This is a genomic window from Dermatophilus congolensis (genome assembly GCF_900187045.1).
GTDB lineage: Bacteria > Actinomycetota > Actinomycetes > Actinomycetales > Dermatophilaceae > Dermatophilus > Dermatophilus congolensis.
Window position 1 is genome coordinate 428,284 of sequence record NZ_LT906453.1, and the last position, 19,443, is coordinate 447,726.

The 19,443-nt window shown below is 59.1% G+C and carries 17 protein-coding genes and 2 pseudogenes; 2 read left to right on the top strand and 17 right to left on the bottom strand.

Translation table 11 applies throughout. The features are described from left to right. Positions 1-32: 32 nt before the first annotated feature. The 7 genes and pseudogenes from CKV89_RS01800 to CKV89_RS11625 form a co-directional block, all read right to left on the bottom strand. Positions 33-422: a hypothetical protein gene (locus CKV89_RS01800; RefSeq protein WP_028327259.1), complete on the bottom strand. Its 390-nt coding sequence runs from the start codon at positions 420-422 to the stop codon at positions 33-35. Further along, a complete protein-coding gene (locus CKV89_RS12665) occupies positions 349-939 on the bottom strand; it encodes a DUF7507 domain-containing protein (protein WP_407919583.1) in 591 nt (196 codons plus the stop codon). The genes CKV89_RS01800 and CKV89_RS12665 overlap by 74 nt, the downstream gene beginning before the upstream one ends. Continuing rightward, positions 936-1,229: a DUF7507 domain-containing protein gene (locus CKV89_RS12000; protein WP_456236322.1), complete on the bottom strand. Its 294-nt coding sequence runs from the start codon at positions 1,227-1,229 to the stop codon at positions 936-938. The genes CKV89_RS12665 and CKV89_RS12000 overlap by 4 nt, the downstream gene beginning before the upstream one ends. Further along, positions 1,165-1,797 carry a DUF7507 domain-containing protein gene (locus tag CKV89_RS12670; RefSeq protein WP_407919584.1) on the bottom strand — a complete coding sequence of 211 codons (633 nt, stop codon included), beginning with the start codon at positions 1,795-1,797 and terminating at the stop codon, positions 1,165-1,167. The genes CKV89_RS12000 and CKV89_RS12670 overlap by 65 nt, the downstream gene beginning before the upstream one ends. Further along, a pseudogene (locus CKV89_RS12675) lies at positions 1,772-4,261 on the bottom strand (DUF7507 domain-containing protein); the annotation flags it as partial. The gene CKV89_RS12670 and the pseudogene CKV89_RS12675, both read right to left, overlap by 26 nt. 13 nt (positions 4,262-4,274) lie before the next feature. Further along, positions 4,275-4,688: pseudogene (locus CKV89_RS12740) on the bottom strand (hypothetical protein); the annotation flags it as partial. Further along, positions 4,583-5,683 carry a hypothetical protein gene (locus tag CKV89_RS11625; protein ID WP_028327255.1) on the bottom strand — a complete coding sequence of 367 codons (1,101 nt, stop codon included), beginning with the start codon at positions 5,681-5,683 and terminating at the stop codon, positions 4,583-4,585. The gene CKV89_RS11625 and the pseudogene CKV89_RS12740, both read right to left, overlap by 106 nt. A 258-nt stretch (positions 5,684-5,941) precedes the next feature. Here CKV89_RS11625 and CKV89_RS01830 point away from each other — a divergent pair, with 258 nt between their 5' ends. Beyond that, positions 5,942-7,246, top strand: coding sequence for a glycoside hydrolase family 10 protein (locus CKV89_RS01830; RefSeq protein WP_084441050.1), 1,305 nt, complete (start codon positions 5,942-5,944; stop codon positions 7,244-7,246). Between the two features lie 76 nt (positions 7,247-7,322). Here CKV89_RS01830 and pflA read toward each other — a convergent pair whose 3' ends face one another. The 4 genes from pflA to CKV89_RS01850 all read right to left on the bottom strand — a co-directional run bounded on the left by pflA (position 7,323) and on the right by CKV89_RS01850 (position 13,056). Next, the gene (gene pflA, locus CKV89_RS01835) at positions 7,323-8,186 is read right to left on the bottom strand and encodes a pyruvate formate-lyase-activating protein (protein ID WP_028327254.1); all 864 of its coding nucleotides are present in this window, start codon (positions 8,184-8,186) and stop codon (positions 7,323-7,325) included. Positions 8,187-8,276: 90 nt separating this feature from the next. Further along, a complete protein-coding gene (gene grcA2 / locus CKV89_RS12475; protein WP_028327253.1) occupies positions 8,277-8,528 on the bottom strand; it encodes an autonomous glycyl radical cofactor GrcA2 in 252 nt (83 codons plus the stop codon). A 41-nt stretch (positions 8,529-8,569) separates the two neighbouring features. Continuing rightward, positions 8,570-10,675: a pyruvate formate lyase family protein gene (locus CKV89_RS01845; RefSeq protein WP_028327252.1), complete on the bottom strand. Its 2,106-nt coding sequence runs from the start codon at positions 10,673-10,675 to the stop codon at positions 8,570-8,572. Between the two features lie 263 nt (positions 10,676-10,938). Then, positions 10,939-13,056, bottom strand: coding sequence for a neutral/alkaline non-lysosomal ceramidase N-terminal domain-containing protein (locus tag CKV89_RS01850; protein WP_197697063.1), 2,118 nt, complete (start codon positions 13,054-13,056; stop codon positions 10,939-10,941). 324 nt (positions 13,057-13,380) lie between these two features. Between CKV89_RS01850 and CKV89_RS01855 the strand changes: the two genes are divergently transcribed. Next, entirely contained in the window at positions 13,381-13,995 is a 615-nt protein-coding gene (locus tag CKV89_RS01855) for a hypothetical protein (RefSeq protein WP_084441048.1), read from the top strand. Positions 13,996-14,078: 83 nt separating this feature from the next. On the opposite strand, the gene CKV89_RS01860 is transcribed toward CKV89_RS01855, so the two are convergent. The 6 genes from CKV89_RS01860 to CKV89_RS01885 form a co-directional block, all read right to left on the bottom strand. Beyond that, entirely contained in the window at positions 14,079-15,440 is a 1,362-nt protein-coding gene (locus CKV89_RS01860; RefSeq protein ID WP_028327250.1) for a PAS domain-containing protein, read from the bottom strand. Positions 15,441-15,615: 175 nt separating this feature from the next. Further along, complete coding sequence (locus CKV89_RS01865) at positions 15,616-16,026, bottom strand: YbgC/FadM family acyl-CoA thioesterase (RefSeq protein WP_051277537.1); 411 nt, start codon at positions 16,024-16,026, stop codon at positions 15,616-15,618. Between the two features lie 34 nt (positions 16,027-16,060). Next, complete coding sequence (locus CKV89_RS01870) at positions 16,061-17,002, bottom strand: urea transporter (protein WP_034401184.1); 942 nt, start codon at positions 17,000-17,002, stop codon at positions 16,061-16,063. 47 nt (positions 17,003-17,049) lie between these two features. Beyond that, positions 17,050-17,892, bottom strand: a complete 843-nt coding sequence (locus CKV89_RS01875; protein WP_051277536.1) for an urease accessory protein UreD — start codon at positions 17,890-17,892, stop codon at positions 17,050-17,052. A gap of 86 nt (positions 17,893-17,978) precedes the next feature. Further along, positions 17,979-18,626, bottom strand: a complete 648-nt coding sequence (ureG, locus tag CKV89_RS01880; RefSeq protein ID WP_028327246.1) for an urease accessory protein UreG — start codon at positions 18,624-18,626, stop codon at positions 17,979-17,981. Between the two features lie 50 nt (positions 18,627-18,676). Then, positions 18,677-19,426: an urease accessory protein UreF gene (locus tag CKV89_RS01885; RefSeq protein WP_051277535.1), complete on the bottom strand. Its 750-nt coding sequence runs from the start codon at positions 19,424-19,426 to the stop codon at positions 18,677-18,679. Between the last annotated feature and the right edge of the window lie 17 nt (positions 19,427-19,443).

Below are 19,443 nucleotides of genomic sequence, written 5' to 3' on the forward strand. Positions count from 1 at the left end.
CTTGTGATCTGCTGATCACAAGAGCCGCTCTTTTATGGGCGGGTGCGTTTTCGTCGGCTGCGCAGTATGTAGGCGATTGCGCTGCTGGTCACGATGAGGGTCAGCAGTGTTGCAGCTATGGGTGGTTCTGGGCGTGTTTCTGCGGTGGGTTGGTGGTGTGCTGAGGTGGGGGTGTTGGGCACAGTTGCTGTGTGCGGGCTGACGTGGCCGGTGCGCCAGGTGGGGCCGGGTGTGGGGAGATGCCAGGCACTGCTGGGGGTGCCTTCTGCGTTGCCTTTTCCCCATCGTTGTGTAGGGACATCGATGATGTTTCGTGGCGGGATGAGGGATGGGTTTGTGCTGGTGGAGTTATTGGTGGGGTGGTTTGGGCGGTATTGGTGTCCGGGGCTGTTTGGTGGGTTTGTGGGGCCGTCTTCGGGCAAGGGTGGTATGGGTGAGGGGGGTAGGGGTGGGTTGATTGGGAGCAGGAGTGGGGGCTGGAGGGTCGGTGGGTGTTGGGATGGGAGCGCCGGGGTCAGTGGGGGGTGCGGGTGTGGCGATGAGGGCATCAACGAGGGGGATGGTGGCGCGGGCTGAGGGTGAGAACACGTCGATAGCTGGTTTACCGGTGGTTGGTTCTGGTGGGGTGGTGCCGTGGGCTGCTGCTGTGTTGGGCAGGGTGTGGTTTCCGGGGGTGATGAATGGGGTGATGTTTTCTGGGTTGATGGTCATTGGGGTGTCGGTGGTGCAGGTGGTTGCCTCTGCGGGTGGCAGGGCTGTTTCGGCGCAGGTAACGGCGGTTTTAGCGCCTTGCAGCATGGGGTCGTTGATGCTGAGGTTGTTGATGGTGGTGGTGCCGGTGTTGGTAGCGGTGAAGGTGTAGCGGGCGGTGTCGTTGGGGTCGGCGAGGTGGTTGTGGTTGGGGTCGTGGTCGAGTTGGGCTGTTTTAGTCAGGGTCAGGGAGGCGCGGGGGCGGTTGCCAAGTTTGTGGTGTTTGTGTCTTGTCCGGTGATGATGTCGCCTCGGTAGGTGATGGCGGTGGCGGTGGCGGTGTTAGTGATGGTGGTGCTGTTGGTGATATCGCTGCTGGTGAGGGTGTAGACGGGGGCGAGGCAGGTGGTGGATGCGCCGGGGGCGATGTCGATGTTTCCGCAGGAGTAGGAGTTCATTTGGATGGTGGCGTCGTCAACGGTGAGGAAGCGCAGGGTGGCGTTTCCGGTGTTGGTGACGACGAATCGGTAGTGGAGCAGGTCTCCTGGGGTGGGGGGTGGTGGAGTTGTCGGTGTCGTCGAGTTGGTCGAAGTGTTTGGTGACGGTGAGTTTTCCGATGGGTGTGATGGTGGTGAAGGTGTCGGTGGTGGTGGCTTCGAGGAGGGCAGGGGTGTCGTCGCTTCCGGACAGGGCGTGTCCGATGGCGGTGTTGGTGGCGCCGAGTAGGTCGAGTTCGCGTTGGGTGACGGTGTGAGTGGGGGTGGTGCAGGTGATGCTGGCTCCGGGGGCCAGGGTGGTGGTGGCCTCTTGGCACCAGGCGTGGTCGAGGCCAAGCATGGGGTCGGTGATGGTGAGGTTGCGTAGGGTTCCGGCGCCTTCGTTGGTCAGGGTGATGGTGTAGGTGATGGTGTCGCCGAGGTTGATGCTGCCGTTGGGTGGGCCGGTGTGGGTTTTGGTGATGCTCAGGCGTGGTAGGGGGATGAGGGGGGGTGGTGGTGCTGGCGGTGGGTGGGGTGAGGGTTCCTTGTGCGGGGGTGGCGGTGGCGGTGTTGGTGATGTGGCGGGCGTCGATGTCGGGTCGGGTGATGGTGTATGGGGCTGCTGCAGTGCAGGTGAGGGTTTCGCGGGCTTGGATGGTGGTGGTTGTGGCGCCGGTGGGGTTGGTGCAGGTGATGGAGGGTAGGAGGGGGTCGGTGATGGTGAGGTTGGTCATGGGTAGGGCGGTGGGGTTGGTGACGGTGAAGGAGTAGGTGATGGTGTCGCCTTTGCTGGGGCCTGCGGGGGTGTCGGGGGTGATGGTGGCTTCGGTGAGGGCGCCGGCGATTTTGGTGAGGGTGAGGGTGGGGTTGTAGGTGAGGAGGGTGGTGACGCTGGGTTGGTTGGAAGTCAATCCACCGTCGGCGGTGGCGGTGGCGACGTTGATGACTTTTCCGGCTGTGAGGTCGGCGGTGGTGATGCGGTATGGGTTGCTGAGGCGGCATGCGGTGGATGCGCCGACTTCGAGGGTGGTTTCGTCGCAGGTGACGGTGCTTCCGGCTTTGGTGTCGGTGACGGTGATGCCGGTGATGGTGGCGGTGGTGAGGTTGCGTACGCGGAAGGTGTACCAGAGGGTGTCGCCGGCGGAGTGGTCGCCGGAGTTGTCGGCGTCAATGACGGTGCCTAGTTGGGATTTTTCGAGCCAGAGTCCTGTTTTTCCGGCGATTCCGGTCAGGGTTGCGGTGGCTGAGTCGGTGATGGGTGCGGGGTCGTCAGTGCCGCCGGCGGTGCCTAGTGCGGTGGCGGTGGCGATGTTGGTGAGTCGGCCTCGGTCGATGTCGGCTTTGGTGAGGGCGTAGGTGGCGGTGCAGCTGGTTGTGTCGCCGATGGCCAGGTCGCCGGTGCCGCATGGTTTGTTGGTGATTCCCAGGATGGGGTCATCGATGGTGGGTTGGTGCAGGGTTTTGTTGCCGGAGTTGGTGATGGTGAAGGTGTAGGTGATGCGGTCGCCGACGGCGGCGTTGGTGGTCAGGGCGCTGGGGTCTTGGGCGGTGGCGGTTTTGTTCAGGGTGAGTGCGGCGGTGGAGTTGACGGGCAGGGTGTTGGTGGCGGTGGTGGTGATGCGGTTGGTGGGGTCGAATCCGGCGGGCAGGGCGCTGGCGGTTGCGGTGTTGGTGATTTTTCCGGCGTTGAGGTCGGTGGTGGTGATGGTGTAGTTGCCGCGGCAGGTGGTGGTTGTTCCGGCGGATAGGCGGTTGTTGTCGCAGGTGATGTCGCTGATGAGGGGGTCGGTGATAGTGAGGTCGGTGAGGAAGATGTTGGGGCTGTTGTTGGTGACGGTGAAGGTGTAGGGGATGGTGGATCCGGCGGTGGCGGCAGCTGGTGGGGTTCCGGTTTTTACTAGTGCGATGGCTGGTTGGGGTGGGTGGGGTGCGTCGAGGCAAGTGGTGTTGTCGTTAGTGGGTGCGTTTTCTTCTCCGGTGGGCAGGGCGGCGGTGTTGCGGATGCCGCTGCCTTGGTCGCAGGTCAGGAGTGGGATGGTGCTGTTTGTCCACAGGAGTCGTATGCGAACGCGGTAGCGTTCGGTGGCTCCGCCGGGTAGGGGGCGCGGCGTGGTGTTGAGTAGGTAGCCGCCGTTGCCGTCGCTGGGGGCGATGCCGCTGCCGGTGACGGTTTCGCCGTCGAGGCGTACCCATTCGACTGCGGTGACTTTCATGCCGGCTGGTGGGTTTGGGGTGTCGGTGAGGGTGCTGTAGCTGCCGTTGGCTTGGCCGGTGTTGCTCACGAGGACGGAGTAGGAGGCGACCATTTCACCGGTGTCGGAGTCGGGTCCGACGACGGTTCCGGGTTGTTTGGTGATGTTGATGTAGGCCGGTTGTGGTTTTAGGGCGGTGGTGAGGGCGGAGGTGGAGGTGACGGTGCTTCCGGAGGTTTCGCCGGTTCCCGTGACGGTGGCGGTGTTGGTGATGGTGGTGCCGCTGTCGGTGTCGGTTGTGCTCCAGGTGAGGGTGTCGGTGCAGGTGTAGGTCCAGGTTTCGTAGATGTCGAGGATGGTGTCTTTGTTGGCGTCACCGTTGGTGAGTGTGGGGCTGGTGCAGGCGTAGGGGGTGATGGGAGTGGCGCCGCGAGTGGCGTTGTCGGTGAGGGTGATTCCGGCTAGGGGTTCGGCTCCGATGTTGGCGACTGTGTAGGTGTAGGTGATGGGTCCGCTGCCGGTGATGGCGGGGGTGTTGGCGGTTTTGTCGATTGTGATGGCGGGTCGGGCGATGCGTACTGAGGTGGGGTCGGTGGAGCCGGGGGCGGAGGGGTCGTCTGAGAGGAGGCCGTTGGTGTAGGTGGTGCTGGTGAGGGTGGCTTGGTTGGTGATGTTGGTGGTCTGGGGGCTGGTGTTGTTGACGGTGACGGTGAATCTGATGGTGGCGGTGGAGAAGGCGGGGATGATGCCAGCGCGGGTGGTGTTGTTGGCGTGGATTTCGCGGGTGTTGGTGTAAGGCATGGTGCCGTTGGTGTCGGCGATTTTGGTGCCGTTGAGGGTGGTGCTGCCGGGTAGGTAGGTAGGTGGTTCCGGCGGGGATGCTTTCTTGGAGTCGTACATCGACTGCTGCCATGCCGCCGAGGTTGCGGGCTTCGATTTCGTAGGTGATGGTGTCGCCGGGTTTGACGGCAGGGTTTGGGGTGTCGGCGCGTTTGATGAGGTGGAGTCGGGACAGGGGTTGTGCACAGGAGCCGAGGTCGCCGATGGATCCGTTGCCTGCGCTGGGAGCGGCGGAGATGCGGGTGGCTTGGCCGGTGGCGATGTCGACTTCGTAGAGGGTGTTGGTGGCGGTGGTGGAGGATGCGGCTCCGGCGGAGGCGAGTAGTTTTCCTGTGGAGCTGAAGGCTAGGCCAGTGTAGAAGCCGCCGTCGGTGGGGCGGTTCATGAGGCCGACGATGACGGGGGTGGGGTGGGTTTGGTGCTTTCGTTGGCGTTGATGCTCAGTAGGTAGGTGGTGTTGGTTCCGGTGTTGGCGGCAAGTAGCCATAGGTCGCCGTTGCCGCTGGTGACGAGGTCGCCAGCGCCGAGGTTTTTGGTTTGGTCGGCGGTGAGGGTTGTTCTTCCGTCGGTGCTGCTGGCTGCGGTGAGGGTGTGGGCTGTCCAGGTGGTGGTTCCTGGGGCTAGGGAGTAAAGGATGCCGTTGGTGGCCCAGGACCATAGGGTGCCGTTTCGGTCGGCGGCGAGGCGGACGCTGGTGGTGGCGGTGGTGTTGGTGGTGATGCGGGTGGCGGTTCCGGTGTTGGTGTCTAGGCGCCAGAGTCCGCCGTAGCTGTTTCCTGCTTTGCTGGGTATGAAGTAGATGTGGTTGGGGTTGACGGGGTTGACGTCTAGGGCTGCAGAGGAGTCGTAGACGCTGTTGGTGAGTTGGGAGATGGTCCAGCGGGGTTGCATGGCGGAGTTGGGTTGGGTGCCGAGGGTGCCGATGCGGCCGGTGTCGCTGTTGTTGAGTAGGGATGAGTACCAGAGGGTGTCGCATTGGTTGGTGGCCAGGGTGACGGTGGTTGTGGCTTGGGCGCTGGATTCGTGCCAAGTGTTGGTGGTGTTGTAGGTGGTGAAAGTTGCGGTGATGGTGGCGTCCAGGGCGATGCCTGCGAAGAAGTTGCAGCTGAAGTTGGCGGTTTTTCCTGGTTCTATGTACCAGCGGATGGAGTCGGTTTTCAGGCCGCTGGTTTGCCGGACTGCGGGGCATTTGTTGTCGAGCATGCTGACGAGGTAGGCGCGTTCAGCAGTGTTGTTGGTGACGGTGTAGGCCATGCTGACTTGGGAGCCGCCTGGGGGGATGCTTGCTGGGGTGGCGGTGGTGGTGACGGTGATGGCGTTGTCGCTGGAGGTGCCGGTGTTGGTGGGGGCTGCGTGTGCGGCTGGGGTGGGGGCGTGGATGCCGCAGAGAACGGTGAGTGTGATGAGGGCCAGGGTTGTTTTGAGGGCGGTGATGTTTGCAAGGGTGCGCCGCAGTGAGGGGTTAGATAGCAGCTGGGTCATGGAGGGGGTCCGCTTTCTCGACGCACGACGGGGCGAGGCTTGAGCCGGGCGTGGGCCCTTATTCAGTTTCTTATCGGCAGTTTTGTGCTGGTGTGTAGGGGTTTTTGTTGTTGTTTATTGGCGGGTTTTGTTGTGTCCGAGCAGGCTCGCTGTTGTGGCGGTGGCGGGGGTTTTATGGGTGAGTGCGCTGTGTGGCGCGGCGGTGCATAGCGCCGTTCGATATCTGGTGGGGCGTGCCCTGCTGACGGGTGAAAGGTTGTGGGGTTGGTTATGCGTCGTCGGTGTGGGTCGTTGGTTGTTGCTGGTGCTGTGGTGGCTGCTGTGGGGCTGGGCGGTGCTGCGCCGGTGGCGGCGGCACCGGTTTCGTCTGAGGCTGGGGTGGTTTCGGCTGGGGTGCCTCAGCAGATGAGGGCGTTGTGGGTGGATGCGTGGGAGCCGGGCTTGTTTTCGGGGGCGGAAGTGTCTTCGTTAGTGGCCACGGCCAAGCAGATGGGTGTGAATACTTTGGTGGTGCAGACGGTGCGCCGTTCGGATTGCTTGTGTAATAAGTCGATTCTTCCGCGGGCGGCGGGTACGGGTGCGGCGCAGTTTGATCCGTTAGCGGATGTGGTTGCTAAGGGGCATGCGGCGGGGCTGCAGGTGCATGCGTGGGTGGTTGTGGGCAAGATATGGAGTGGCGCCAGTGCGCCCTCGGATCCGCGGCATGTTTTTAATGTGCATGGCCCGGGCACGAAAGATAGTTGGTCGGATCGCCGTTATGACGGCACGGTGTCGGCTGATGGAACGACGTTTTTGGATCTGGGGAATCCTGCTGCTCGTAAGCACGTGGTGGCCACGGTGGATTCGATTCAAAAGAATTACGCCATTGATGGTGTGAATTTGGATTACATCCGTTACCCCGATCAGACGGCTTCAGGCCGGTTGGATAATGACTGGGGTTATACGCCGGTTGCTTTAGCTGCGTTTAGGCGAACTTTTAAGACCACGGGTACGCCTGCTCCTGGTGATCCGTTGTGGCATCGGTTCCGCAGGGATCAGGTCACGGCTGTTGTTCGCGGTGTGCATGATCAGATGATGCGGCGGGATAAGAGGGACCGATTGTCTGTGAATGCGATTGCGTTCGGTCAGGGACCAGGGGCTTCAACGAATTGGACGCGTACGGATGGGTTCCGGCAAACGGTTCAGGACATTCCTCGCTGGACCCATCAAAAGATCGTGGACAGCGTTTTTGTCATGAATTATCGGTCGGCTTCTGATGCGACTCAGCGCCGGTATTTCACGAGTTGGGTGCAGGGAATGGCTGCTTTGCAAAAGCGTGATGGGCGCACGATGGTCAGCGGTAATGCGATGTGGAATAACACTATCGCGCAGTCTATCGCGCAGTATCAGGAGGCAGCGCGGGCCGGTGTGGGGTGGGCTGGTTATGCCTACAGCACTATGACGATTCCCAATCCGCAGGTTGGGGTCTCGGCGCAGCGTGCGTTGGTGGCTGGGACGTTCGGTAATGGTCCGTTCCGCGTTAAGGCTGCGGTGCCTTCGATGCCGTGGAAGAAGCTCAAATAATTGGTTCTGCCGGGCTGGCTGCTGGCATTTGTGTTGGTTTTCCTGTTCTTAGCGCCAGCCCGGGTGTGGGGTGTTTTTAATGCACCTGGAATCCGCGTTCACGGAACACGTTTCGTACTTTTTCGATGGCTTCGGGCGTGGGCGGTTGGGTGTTTTCCAGGTTGTAGCGCATGCCTAGTTCACGCCATTTGTCTACGCCCATGTTGTGGAAGGGCAGCACTTCGATGCGTTCTACGGTGCCTTTCCAGCGTTGAACGATGTCGGCGACGGCGGTGACGTTTTCTGGTGTGTCGGTCAGGCCTGGGACCATGACGAATCTGATCCAGGTGGGTTTGCCCAGGGCGTGGAACCGGTCTCCGAATGCGATGGTTGGGGCCAGGTCGCGGCCGGTGACGGTTTTGTACAGGTCGGGTAGGCCTGATTTGACGTCGAGGAGGACAAGGTCGATGTTGCTGAGGTCTTCGTCGCTGAGGCGTGCTCCGAGGTAGCCGGAGGTGTCGATGCAGGTGTGAATGCCTTCGGCGTGGATTGCTTGCAGTAGGCGGCGGGTGAATTCGATCTGGAGGAGGGGTTCTCCGCCGGAGATGGTTAGTCCGCCGTGAGAGGCGCGGAAGACTGATTTGTATCGCTTTACTTTGGCGATGATTTCTTCGATCCGCTCGACAGTGCCGGTTTTCATGGCCATCGTGTCGGGGTTGTGGCAGTACTGGCAGCGCAGCGGGCAGCCGGTGAGGAATAGCGTCATTCGTGTTCCGGGACCGTCTACGGCGGTGACTAGTTCCCAGGAGTGTACGAGTGCGACTTCGCCGGTGCGGCGGGCTTCGAGCAGTTCGGGTCGGCCAAGTTCGATTCGGTCGTATCCGATTCCTGCGGCGATTCCGCGGACGCGGTCACCGTCGGTGGGTTCGAGGGTGACTGTGCCGGTGATTCCGTCGGCCATGTGTGGTGGTGTCCTCTGTGTGTTGCTGGATATGTCGAGTCCCGGCTGGAGTGTTCCAGCCGGGGCTCGATGGTTTTATCTATTGGTGTCTCAGGCGCCTTGGTGGAAGGTGCGGGAGATGACGTCGCGCTGCTGCTCAGCGGTGAGTTTGACGAAGTTCACTGCGTATCCCGAAACGCGGACCGTGAGGTTGGGGTATTTCTCGGGGTGGTCCATCGCGTCGGTGAGGGTGGCTTCGTCGAGGACGTTGATGTTGGCGTGGTAGAGGCCTGAGGCCATGTTGTTTTTGCTGCGGTTTTCTTTCATGGAGGAAAGACGTTCTTCGAAGGTTTTCGCGCTCATTGATTGAATCTCCTTACTGTCGTGTGACTTTTATCGTCGGTTCAGCTCTGGCACTGGTCCATGATGAAACCGGCGTCGAGGATGCCGACGAGGTTGCTGACCTGCTCGTCTTTGGTGCGGCCAAGGCCGGCTGGCGAGATCGTGTTGGTCAGGGAGATGCCGTCGAGGGCGTCGTTGTAGTCGAGTTTTCCGACGGAGAGCATGGAGGCGACCATGCCGTGGCTGTCCATGCCGTTTTCTGGGTTGGCGCCTGGGGCGAAGGGGGTGCCAGCTTTGTGTCCGGACGGGAAGGATCCGGTGGCTTTGCCGTAGACGACGTTGCTGGTGATGGTCAGCACGGATTGGGTGGGGATGGCATCGCGGTAGAGCGGTTGTTCTTTGATCTTGCTCATTACGGTGTGGACGATGGTGGCGGCGATGTCATCGGCGCGGTCGTCGTCGTTGCCGTAGACCGGGAATTCTCCTTCGGTGCGGTAGTCCACGATGAGTCCGGTTTCGTCGCGGACTGGGTAGACCTTGGCGTATTTGATGGCCGAGAGGGAGTCGGCGACAATCGACAGGCCTGCGATACCGCATCCGAGGGTGCGGATGATGTCGGAGTCGTGCAGTGCCATTTCGATGGCTTCGTAGGCGTATCGGTCGTGGCAGTAGTGGATGATGTTGAGCGCTTCAACATAGGTTCCGACTACCCAGTCGAGCATGAGCTCGTATTTGTGCCAGACGTCTTCGAAGTCCAGCGGGCCATCACCTGTGACGGGTTCGAAGCCGTATTCGGGGCTGGTGATCTGTTTGCCGGATACTTCGTCGCGGCCGCCGTTGATTGCGTAGAGCAGTGATTTGGCTGCGTTGACGCGGGCTCCGAAGAACTGCATCTGCTTACCGACTGCCATGGGGGAAACACAGCATGCGATGGCGGCGTCGTCGCCCCATTTGTCGCGGATTTGCTTGTCGGATTCGTACTGGATGGAGCTGGTCTCTACTGAGATCGCGGCGCAGAATTCTTTGTACCCCTCGGGTAGTTCGGGGTCCCAGAAGATGGTGATGTTGGGTTCTGGGGCTGGTCCGAGGTTGCGCAGTGTCTGCAGCAGGCGGAACGAGGTTTTTGTGACCTGGGGGCGCCCGTCGACGGAGAAGCCGGCATCGGACCAGGTTGCCCAGTAGGGGTCACCGGAGAAGATTTGGTCGTAGTCGATCGTGCGCAGGAACCGCACGATGCGCAGTTTGAGCACGAGCGAGTCGATGATTTCTTGGGCTTGTTCTTCGGTGAGGGTGCCGTTGGCTAGGTCGCGTTCGAAGTAGATGTCGAAGAAGGGCGATAGGCGGCCGATGCTCATGGCTGCGCCGTCTTGGCTCTTGATGGCGCCGAGGTAGCCGAAGTAGGTCCATTGGACGGCTTCGTGGGCATTGGTTGCGGGGCCGGAGATGTCAACGCCGTAGGAGGCGGCCATCACTTTGAGTTTTTTGAGCGCTTTGATTTGTTCGGCGTGCTCTTCGCGGTATCGGGCCCAGTGTTCGGAGAACTCTGCGCCGGTGACGGCGTCTTTGGCTGCCATTTTTTCGGCGATGAGGGCGTCCACACCGTACAGGGCGACTCGGCGGTAGTCACCGATGATGCGGCCACGTCCGTAGGCGTCGGGTAGTCCGGTGATGACGTGTGAGGAGCGCGCGGCGCGGATGCGGGGGGTGTAGATGTCGAATACTGCGTCGTTGTGGGTTTTGCGGTATTTCGTGAAGATTTTCTTCACGTCTTCGTCGGGCTCGAGACCTGCTTCTTTGATGGCGGTTTCGACCATGCGCCAGCCGCCGGAGGGCATCATGGCACGTTTGAGTGGGGTGTCTGTTTGGAGACCGACGATGACGTCGTCGTCTTCGCTGATGTATCCGGCGGGGAAGGCGTCGATGTCGGAGGGGGTGTGGGTGTCAACGTCGAAGACGCGTTTGCGGCGTTCAACGCTGAGGTATTCCTTTTCGAGGGTTTCCCATACGCGCAAGGTTTTAGCGGTGGGGCCGGCTAGGAAGGAGGCGTCACCGGTGTAGGGCGTGTAGTTGCGTTGGACGAAGTCGCGGACGTCGATACCTTCGCTCCACGGGCCTGTTTTGAACCCTTCCCACGCTGTGGTTGTCGGGGTCTCTGCTGTCGCGGTCACGTCGGGTGCCCTCCAAAGTGGTCGGCTTCAAGAGGTCGATTGTCTGTCTTATCGGCCTCGTGTCAGGTGTGCCTATCTCGGACACGCCCTTTCTTTTGAATCTACGAAATGCCATCGGTGCTGAAATCGTTTACACCCCTTATGTGTGTATGTGACACCCCTCGCATTTCCGTGACGCAGGCCATGTGGGGGCAGACACAGCGACGTGACGCACCTTCCACCCCCACAAAACCCACTAACAAAGTGACAGAAATCACTGAAAATTAACGCACCGTAAAAGACCGCGACATTCCTACATACGGCGACACTTTCCCGCCGCGAGCATTCTTCCAATCACCGGTCTGAACAAGTCGATATGTTCCCGCCGGAGTTCCTTTCGGAATACGCCACTGCACCGTCGCCCGCGAAAAAGCAACACCTTCTCGCTTCCACGCATACGTCGTATCCCAATCCCGGTCCGTCCTCACCGTCTTCCACTGACCACCTTCTTGACGCTGAACCTGCAAGAACGACCCCATCGTTCGGTAGTCATTCTTTGGATGACCCGCACGGAACACCGCCGAAGCCACCTGACCAGCGGAATATGACTGCGATGGCTGCTCCAACACCTGCCCAAACTGCTGACCTGCCGGCTTACTGTCAAACAGCACTCCCGGACGAGCAGGAGTCTTAGCCGTGAAACTTCCTGCCGGAGAAGCTGCATCACTGACCGCAGCGCCCTTCTTCATCGCCGAGGCCAAACCAGCAGCCTCTTGCTCGAAAGCAGCAAACTCAAACGGACCAAACTCTGTCGAAGCACCTTCGTAATGCTGCGCCGCATACTCCTCACGAGTGGCCAAATAGCCGTTATAACCGTTAGCCACACCTGCAATCACCACCCGATTGACACCTGTTCCCGCTAGCTCAGCAGCAACCCGCTCCTGCAACCTGCGCGAAGCCACCGTGGTCGGCTCGACCGGCAATGCCAAAACCGCTGTGTTCCCCACCCGGACTAGCTGCACCTGCACCACCGAGCTCACCATCTTCCAGGCCCCCGTAGGCAAAAGAATAGGTTTCTCTGCATGGCACTTGTCTTGATGCAGCGCTGAAATCCCGGCAAACGCTAGCCTCGTCAGTCCACCCAACGCAGAGGTATCAACCTTCTTGATCTTGTCGGAAATAGAGAACGAGTCACGCGTCATCCCCTCGTACATCCCCGGAATCTTCGATGGACCATTCTCACCACCGGATGCAAACGAGAACCCCCGCGCGGCCTTGCACAACTGCACAGACTTACCGCCAGCATATTTGGCATACACGATGTAGTTACGCAGGTCAATGTGCCTGGAACGGAAATCAACTGGCCCACCCTGCGCGTGCCCCTGCGCTGCCCACAGCTGACGTGCTTTCCCTAACTGTGCTTCTCCAGCAACGTGAGTGTTGTGGTACTCATCGGAGCTACCACCGTATCCGGGGGCCGAGTGAGCATTGCCCTGCGCCGGAACAACATCGCCTACCGCACTGTTGGCGAACGCAGCCACAAACGATCCTGCTTTGTTCGGGTCGCCTCCCATCTGCTTCTCGAACATGTACGAGGCATAGCCCTTGTTGTCGCCACTGAGCTTGGTGAATTTTCTGCTGAAGCTCGTCGGGTGGATCGCGAACCAGTTCAACACCCCAACCGCTTGTCCATTAGACCTTCGAAACTCCAGCTGTGTCATGGACGAATCCACTTCGCTACCTGGGTTTTTATTAGCTCGGTGTGCAGGAAGAGAGCGGTTACGCGTGGCCCCTTTAAGCTCCCCTTCCGAGCGCTGCACCGTGCCCGGGGCCAGGCTCGTGTGCGCACGACTAATCGACTCAACAATGCCGTTCACTACGGTGTCGAAGTTTTTCTTGTCGTAGCCAGCCGAGGTCGAGTCGGCGCCAGCTACCTGATACAGCCGATCACCGGACATCCCTGAATTACCTACGTGAGTGTGCGTCGCTGCGATGAGGACATTTTGAGAGGTGTACTTGTCCCCGAACTTTTGCTGCAGTTTGGCAACCACAGCAGAGGTGATCGATGGGAACATAGCCCCCATGTCTGTGGTCACCATCGCCACTCGTTTTCCTGATTTTTGGTCAGCCACAACGAAAGCACGTGAGTACAAGCGCATATGCAGGCCATCGACTTCTTGCGATGCCGCATACCCAAACATTCCTGTTTCCGCGGCAGCACCGGTGATGTCGTACATGCCTGAACCAACGAGATAGGCGCCTGACCCATCAGTCTTCACCGCAGGCGTGTGCACAACATGTGGTTGTGCAGCAAAAGCTGTTCCTGCCGGTAAGGCGAGCGCGACGACCACTGCTGGAGCCATGATTTTTGACAGGGTGATTTTTCGAGTACGTCGCGTCATTGCGGGCCTTTCAATTCCTGTGGGCATGAGGGCGATCTCAGATCGGGAATACATCGTCCGGTGTGTGGTTCGAGCTGTGTGGTGCCCCACAGGAATTCAGGTTTTTTGATGTGCCAGGAAGCAGAAGAAGTTCGCCGTAGGCTCTTGCTTCAAGCTGAGAAATTGGCGTTAGAGGCACTCAAGGATGCCCGCATATCTCTGGTGAATGTTTTAAAAATTTCACAAATTAAGAGGGGGTGAGTTTTCTTTTAAATAAGATTTTTTGGGTGATTGTTCTAGGAGGCGAACATCTCCCATGAGCAGCTAAGAAAGGAAGGCATGCATATGGGGCGTCATGTTTTTCGCGGTCATATCGCTGGGGTTGGCACGCAAGAAGGCACTCGGCTCGTTGTTGGCCGATGGGTGGATTCTCCTTTAGGAACGTTCACTGATGTGATGGTGGAGCGCGCCGATGGTTGGCGAATGTTGCTTGCTCCCTCAGCTGAAGTGGCTGATTTTGTGACAGCCACCTACACATTCGACGAGGTTGTCACAGTGCCGGTTTCCTGTGAAGTGACCACCGTTTCACCAGGTGTGGAGCATTGGAGCCTGAAGGCCGGGCCTTTGGAACTGTCGATGACGACGGGAGAACGCACTCCGTTGGGGTGGCTGCTGCATCTGATCCCCACCTCCATCGCCACGAGTCCAGCATTTTGTCGTGTAACTGACGTGCCTGCTCGTCTTGTCGGGTTGCGTACTGCAGGTACGGCCGGTCGCGGGCGCCGAGAATTCTATGGGGCGTGTGATGTGCATGCCATCACCGATTCGATTGCTTCGTGGCAGGGGCAAGATCTGGGTTCGTTGCAGCGGGTGACTCCCCCGGTGCGTTTTGGTTTTGGGTCCACTCCCCCACGTCCTGCAATGACGTCAGTAACGACAACGATCATTGACGCAAATTAACGATCAGTGATCGCATCACTAACAGAGTTCAGCCCCAGAGCATCCACGCTCTGGGGCTGAAGAAACGGCTGACGCCAGAGGCGTTAGGCAGCTTCGCTCTCGTTGAAGTTATCGATGATGGAGTGCATGCGGCCGATGAGGGCAGCAAGGCCAGCGTCGTCGTGGCGGTCGGGCAGATGGAAGCAACGCGCTGCAACATCGTAGAAGCGGCCAAGCTCAGCGAAACCGGAGGCCGAGTTTTCCGTGAGGGCGGCCAAGGCTGGAGCAAGTGCAGCTGCAACGTCTCCCTCGGCTTCAACAGCTTCACCGCGCCATTTCGTGGAAAGGCGCAAAGTACGGTCAGCATCACGCACAGCGTCCTGAACTTGGTCAGGAACAGCTGCCAATGCCCCACGCACCTGGGTGATTGCCGCAGCAAGCTCATCAGCCTCTTCTCCCAGGGCCTGGGTGAGAATCCGCAGCGAGGGGAGAGCGTCGAAAGATTCCTGGCTATCAATGACCTCAACGCAGAAGCTGCCGATCATGCGGTTGTGCAAGCGCAGCAGTGCAATCCGGAACCGAAGCCGCGCAACATCGGTAGCTAGGGCGGTCAGTGCTTCATCCAGCCCAGCGAGTTTATCGATGGCCGATTCGACTTTCTCCGTCAGACGCGTGGTGAAAGTAGCGATCATCTCCGGAACATCTTCAATGTTTGCTCCGTTTTGTGCAGCATCAGCGATGATGGTGAGCCGGTCAGAGGCAGGGCCTGCATCCGCAGCAGAAGCTTCCAGGACAGAAATGAGTGAGGCGTACTCATCGAGCTGTGCAACAGACCCAGCGGTCATGTCGTCAATCTCATGCATAAGGTGCAGCATTTCAGCCGCATAGCCAGTTGCCTCAGGGCGCTGAGGAATGCGCCCCACCTGCTCGTGAGCTGCAACTTCGGCGGGAAGAATGCGGTATGCGAGGTCTTCAGGGGACCTAATACCCGTCTTCGATAGCTCAGCAGTCATGAGCTCTAGCCCCATCGTGGCTGCCTCATCAGCGCTAGCCCCGTTTTCGCGAGCCTCACGCTCAGCAGCACGAATATCGGCGTACAGCTTTTCGGCAGCTTTCTTGGACTCATGAACAAGCGTGCCCATGCGCACCGAAAGGAAGGTCTCCCCCACCGGGATCAACGTAGAAATAAGCCAGTACGTGCTGCCGTCTGCAGCCATGTTTTTCATGTAGGCACACGCAGGTCGGCCTGCTTTGAGCTGGCCCCAAATAGACTTGAACACACCGGCGGGCATATCGGGGTGCCGAACGATGTTGTGCGGCGAACCTTGCAGCTGATCATGTTCATACTGCGAAAGACGGACGAACACGGCGTTCGCGAGTTCGATGATGCCCTTGCGATCAGTGGTGGAGAAGAAGTAATCGCTCTCGCCAACGTTGGTCGGTTGCGGTGCTTCATGATGCGCCATGCCGTGTTCCCCTCTTTCCCGCCGCTACACGCGGCGCGGCTCGTCCCGGTGTCCCCAGATGCACCGGTCATGGACGAGTGTCCTACTACGTACTCCACGTTAGGGGTTTTCACCCCAAAGTTGCGCGTCGCTGTGGGTTAACGCAGCGCACTTTCATGGTTTTTGGTGCCCTTCCCTAACTCCTCAGTTCTGCCGGTATACGGCGCAGGGAACCTGCTTCCTCAATACATGCCAACGTCGTGAGAGCTTTGACCAGGACTTTTCCATCCAGGCAGATCTTCTGATGGAAGAGAATCTTGAACGGTGATGGGGTAGTGAGAGAAGAAAGCACCTCTATGGTGTCTCCCAGGCGCGCAGACGCTTTGAAGTCAGCTTCAACCTTAGCGACCACAAAGACGATACCCGCTTCGTTGAGTGACGAAATCGCATAGCCCCGTTCGGCGAGATACTCAGTGCGGCCACGTTCGAGAAACCGAAAGTAGTTCGCGTAGTAGACCATGCCGAGGCAATCTGTGTCCTCGTAATAGACCTTATAGAAGACAGAGCTGCGCTCACTTTCGTGAATTTTGTTGGATTGACTTCCCATTCGTACACCCTAAAGGGGGCTGGAAGTCAAGAATTCACGATCTTTCTGACCGCTGCACCACATATGCACGTACAGCAACAATCACCCAAGTCACGATGACAAACGGCCAGGTGTACATCGGAAAATGCGCTGCTTCAAATAGCTCTTCCAGCGGCAACGTCACCACTGCTCCTACTGCTGCCAGTACCCATGGAATCCACGCAGGCCTGAGGTCAGCGGTGAAAACCGCCAACGCAGCAATCCCCACCAGCACACCCGAATATTGGCTCAACCCGTGCGCCACCACGTTCGGGTCGATCCCGAAAATCGGCGACACCAATGTCATGACCACCGCGCCCACCACTGCTCCGGCCGCAGCGCGCCAAGACCCCACGAAAAGTCCCAGGAGAATCAACGCCCCAGCTACATAGGAATCAGCGAAATGGACTTGCCCAATCCCTTCAAGTGCTTCTTCTACCAGCTCAACAACACCACTGACCCCCAGCATCTGCAACGGTGAAGCTGGCGGGTGCGGAAATCCGCGCGCAATAATCGCGCTGATGCCGCTGACAATGCAGAACGGTGCTGTCAGAACCGGTAGCCCATACGCTGACAACTTGCCCGACCGCAGCAGACGAGCCAATCCAACCTGGACCGGCACCACCACAACTGACCCCAGCACGGCCGCAACGATGCCACTGACTCCGCTACCCCAGGTCATGAACGCGGCAGCGCCAACCAGTGCAGGGCAATACCCCCATAAGCCGTTCTCGATCTCATTACGGTCAACGCCCATCACCCATGCGGTGGACATACCAACGAGAATGCCGAGCAGCGTAAACAGGGCCAGTTGCGCATCGGCTATGCCTACACCGATCAGCATGAGCAGACCTGCTATCGGTTTGTCGATAAAAAACACCTGCCCCTGCCCGCGCAACACGGCCCGTATCCAGCGCACATAGTCGTGACGAGGAGCAGCCTGCGTCGGAAGAGACATGAAGAAAACCTTTCTTACCCGGCCGCTGTATCACGCGGCCAAAAATGTCAGTATTTGCGCCGCGGTAGCGGCCCCCATCCGAACCAGTCTGCGCGGAGCTGGTCAATCACCGCCCCAATAGCGCCATCAATCACAGCCGTGTTGACGCCCAAAGCACGGATGAGCACACCGTTGATAGGCATCCGGCTCACCCCTGTACGCAAATGCAGATGCTTACCTTCGTGAATAGATAAAACGTCACGAATCACATCGACGGTCCCGGCATCCACGTGGGGCGAGACGATAAGAAGACTTCCCACGTGAGTAAAGGTTTCTGCGAGCGCTGTGTGTTCAGGAGAAATCCCGAATCGCTCCGGTGCCAAGAAAAGGTTGTCGCGAGCTAGCAGCTTGCCTCGATGGTGCTCTGGCGTAGGCATGCCAACTACGTCGAAAATTGTGTGCAGTTTTCGGTATTGGAAGAGTCGACCATCTGGAGCCCATCCAGGAGTGACGACATCTTTGGCGAATAATGTTGCTGTTTTGGCCAGTTGGGCACGTGTGCGCTGAACATATCGGGCATCGGCATAACCAATGAGTTCATCTGGCACGTAGGTCAACACGGCGTTGTCTTCCACGATGAGATCGGTGTCTTGAGTCACTTCGCTGTGTGGTGTGCGGTAGACCCGAGTCGCGGACTGGGTTGTCATCACTGCTTTGGCCCCGGCTTGGAGGGTTATGTGCTGCCGATACACATCTCCGCCGACGTAGCCGCCGCCAGGGTTGAGCACGGTCAGTGTTGCTTCTGCGGCAGCAGCACCATCGGAAAGATAGAAGGGGCGAATTACTTTCAGCGCTCCCCGATGATGCTGGCGGGACAGGATGGTGCGTTCGTTTCGCACCGCGAATGTCACGTCAAGACTGCCTGTTGTTTTTTCAGGTTCCGCAGATGCTGGGGCTAGTGAAAGTAAGCAGGCCTGTGCTGAGTCAGATGTGAGCGTCATGCGTCGGTGAGGTCGGTCATGAGGATGTCGTGGTCAATCCACTCAATGACTTTTTCTAGCCCTTCATCGGTGCGCAGATTGGTGAAGCAGAAGGGGCGATCACCGCGGAACTTTGCTGAGTCTTCCTCCATGACAGACAAGTTCGCGCCTACGTGGGGAGCCAGGTCTGTTTTGTTGATGACGAACAGGTCAGATTTGATCATTCCCTGCCCTGCTTTTCGGGGGATTTTTTCCCCTTGAGCTACGTCAATGACATAGATAGAAAAGTCCACTAGTTCGGGGGAGAACGTGGCAGACAAGTTGTCGCCGCCGGACTCAACAAAAATGATTTCTAGGTCAGGGTGTCGGCGCCGTAGCTCTTCGATCGCGGCGGTGTTCAGTGAGGTGTCTTCCCGGATTGCTGTGTGCGGGCACCCTCCTGTTTCCACTCCGATGATGCGGTCTTCGGGCAGAACGGAGTTACGGGCGAGGATTTTCGCGTCTTCGATGGTGTAAATGTCGTTGGTGACCGCTGCCATCGATACGCGGTGACTCATCGCGCGGGTGAGGCGTTCTACTAGCTGGGTTTTCCCGGCTCCGACGGGGCCGCCGACACCGATGATGATGGGGTCTTGTTCTAGAGGTTCGGTGTGTGTGTCTGTCATAGGTCTTCCTGCGTCATGTGGTTGTTGTTCTCGGGTGTGGCTGCTCACCGTCAGCTGGTGAACATTCGAGCATGCTGGCGTTCGTGCCTCATTTGGTCGATTTCCAGATGCGGGCAGGCAGCTCCCAGCAGATCGGTGGGCAGATTGAGAGCTTCTTCGCATACTGCGGTGATTACTGGGTGAAGGTAGGCAATGACACGTTGGCCTGCCACCTGCCCGAGCGGGACCGCACGTACTGCGTTCTGCGCAAGTCCGATGCTCAGGGAGGTGGCGTAGGTGTGCAGTGTTTCAGCAAGACCGACCCCCATACCCGCGACTGCTAGGGCGTATGCGATGGCATAGTGCCCGTCCGCGTGTTTTTGTCGAACTAACTCGTCGTATGTGGTGAGCGCGGGGGTAGGGAAGCACTCGAGGGCTAGCTCTAGCAGTCGTGCACCCATTGACCAGGATGCTTCTCGTACTTGGGATGCCAAGGACACGGCGGTCATCGTGGCATCCAGGTCGAGAAGCTTTCGCTTATCGACGTTTCCTTCCTTAACCAGAGCGAATGTTTCTCGCACGACTAGTAGGTCAGTGGTTAGGACTTGCGTTTTCAGGAAGGAAGCCAGCCATGCCGCTACCTCTACCTCGTCTGTGACTGTTCCATCCGCCAGGGCTGTCTCCATACCGAAGGAGTGCGCGAATGTTCCTACCGGCAGGGCGGAGTCAGCGAGTTGGATGAGGGCCAGGTGGGGGTGGATAGCAGTGGGCGTCAGTCTGGGGGCATGGCGTCGGGATCGCCTCGTCGTGGGTGTGATCACGGGTTTTATGGGTTCCG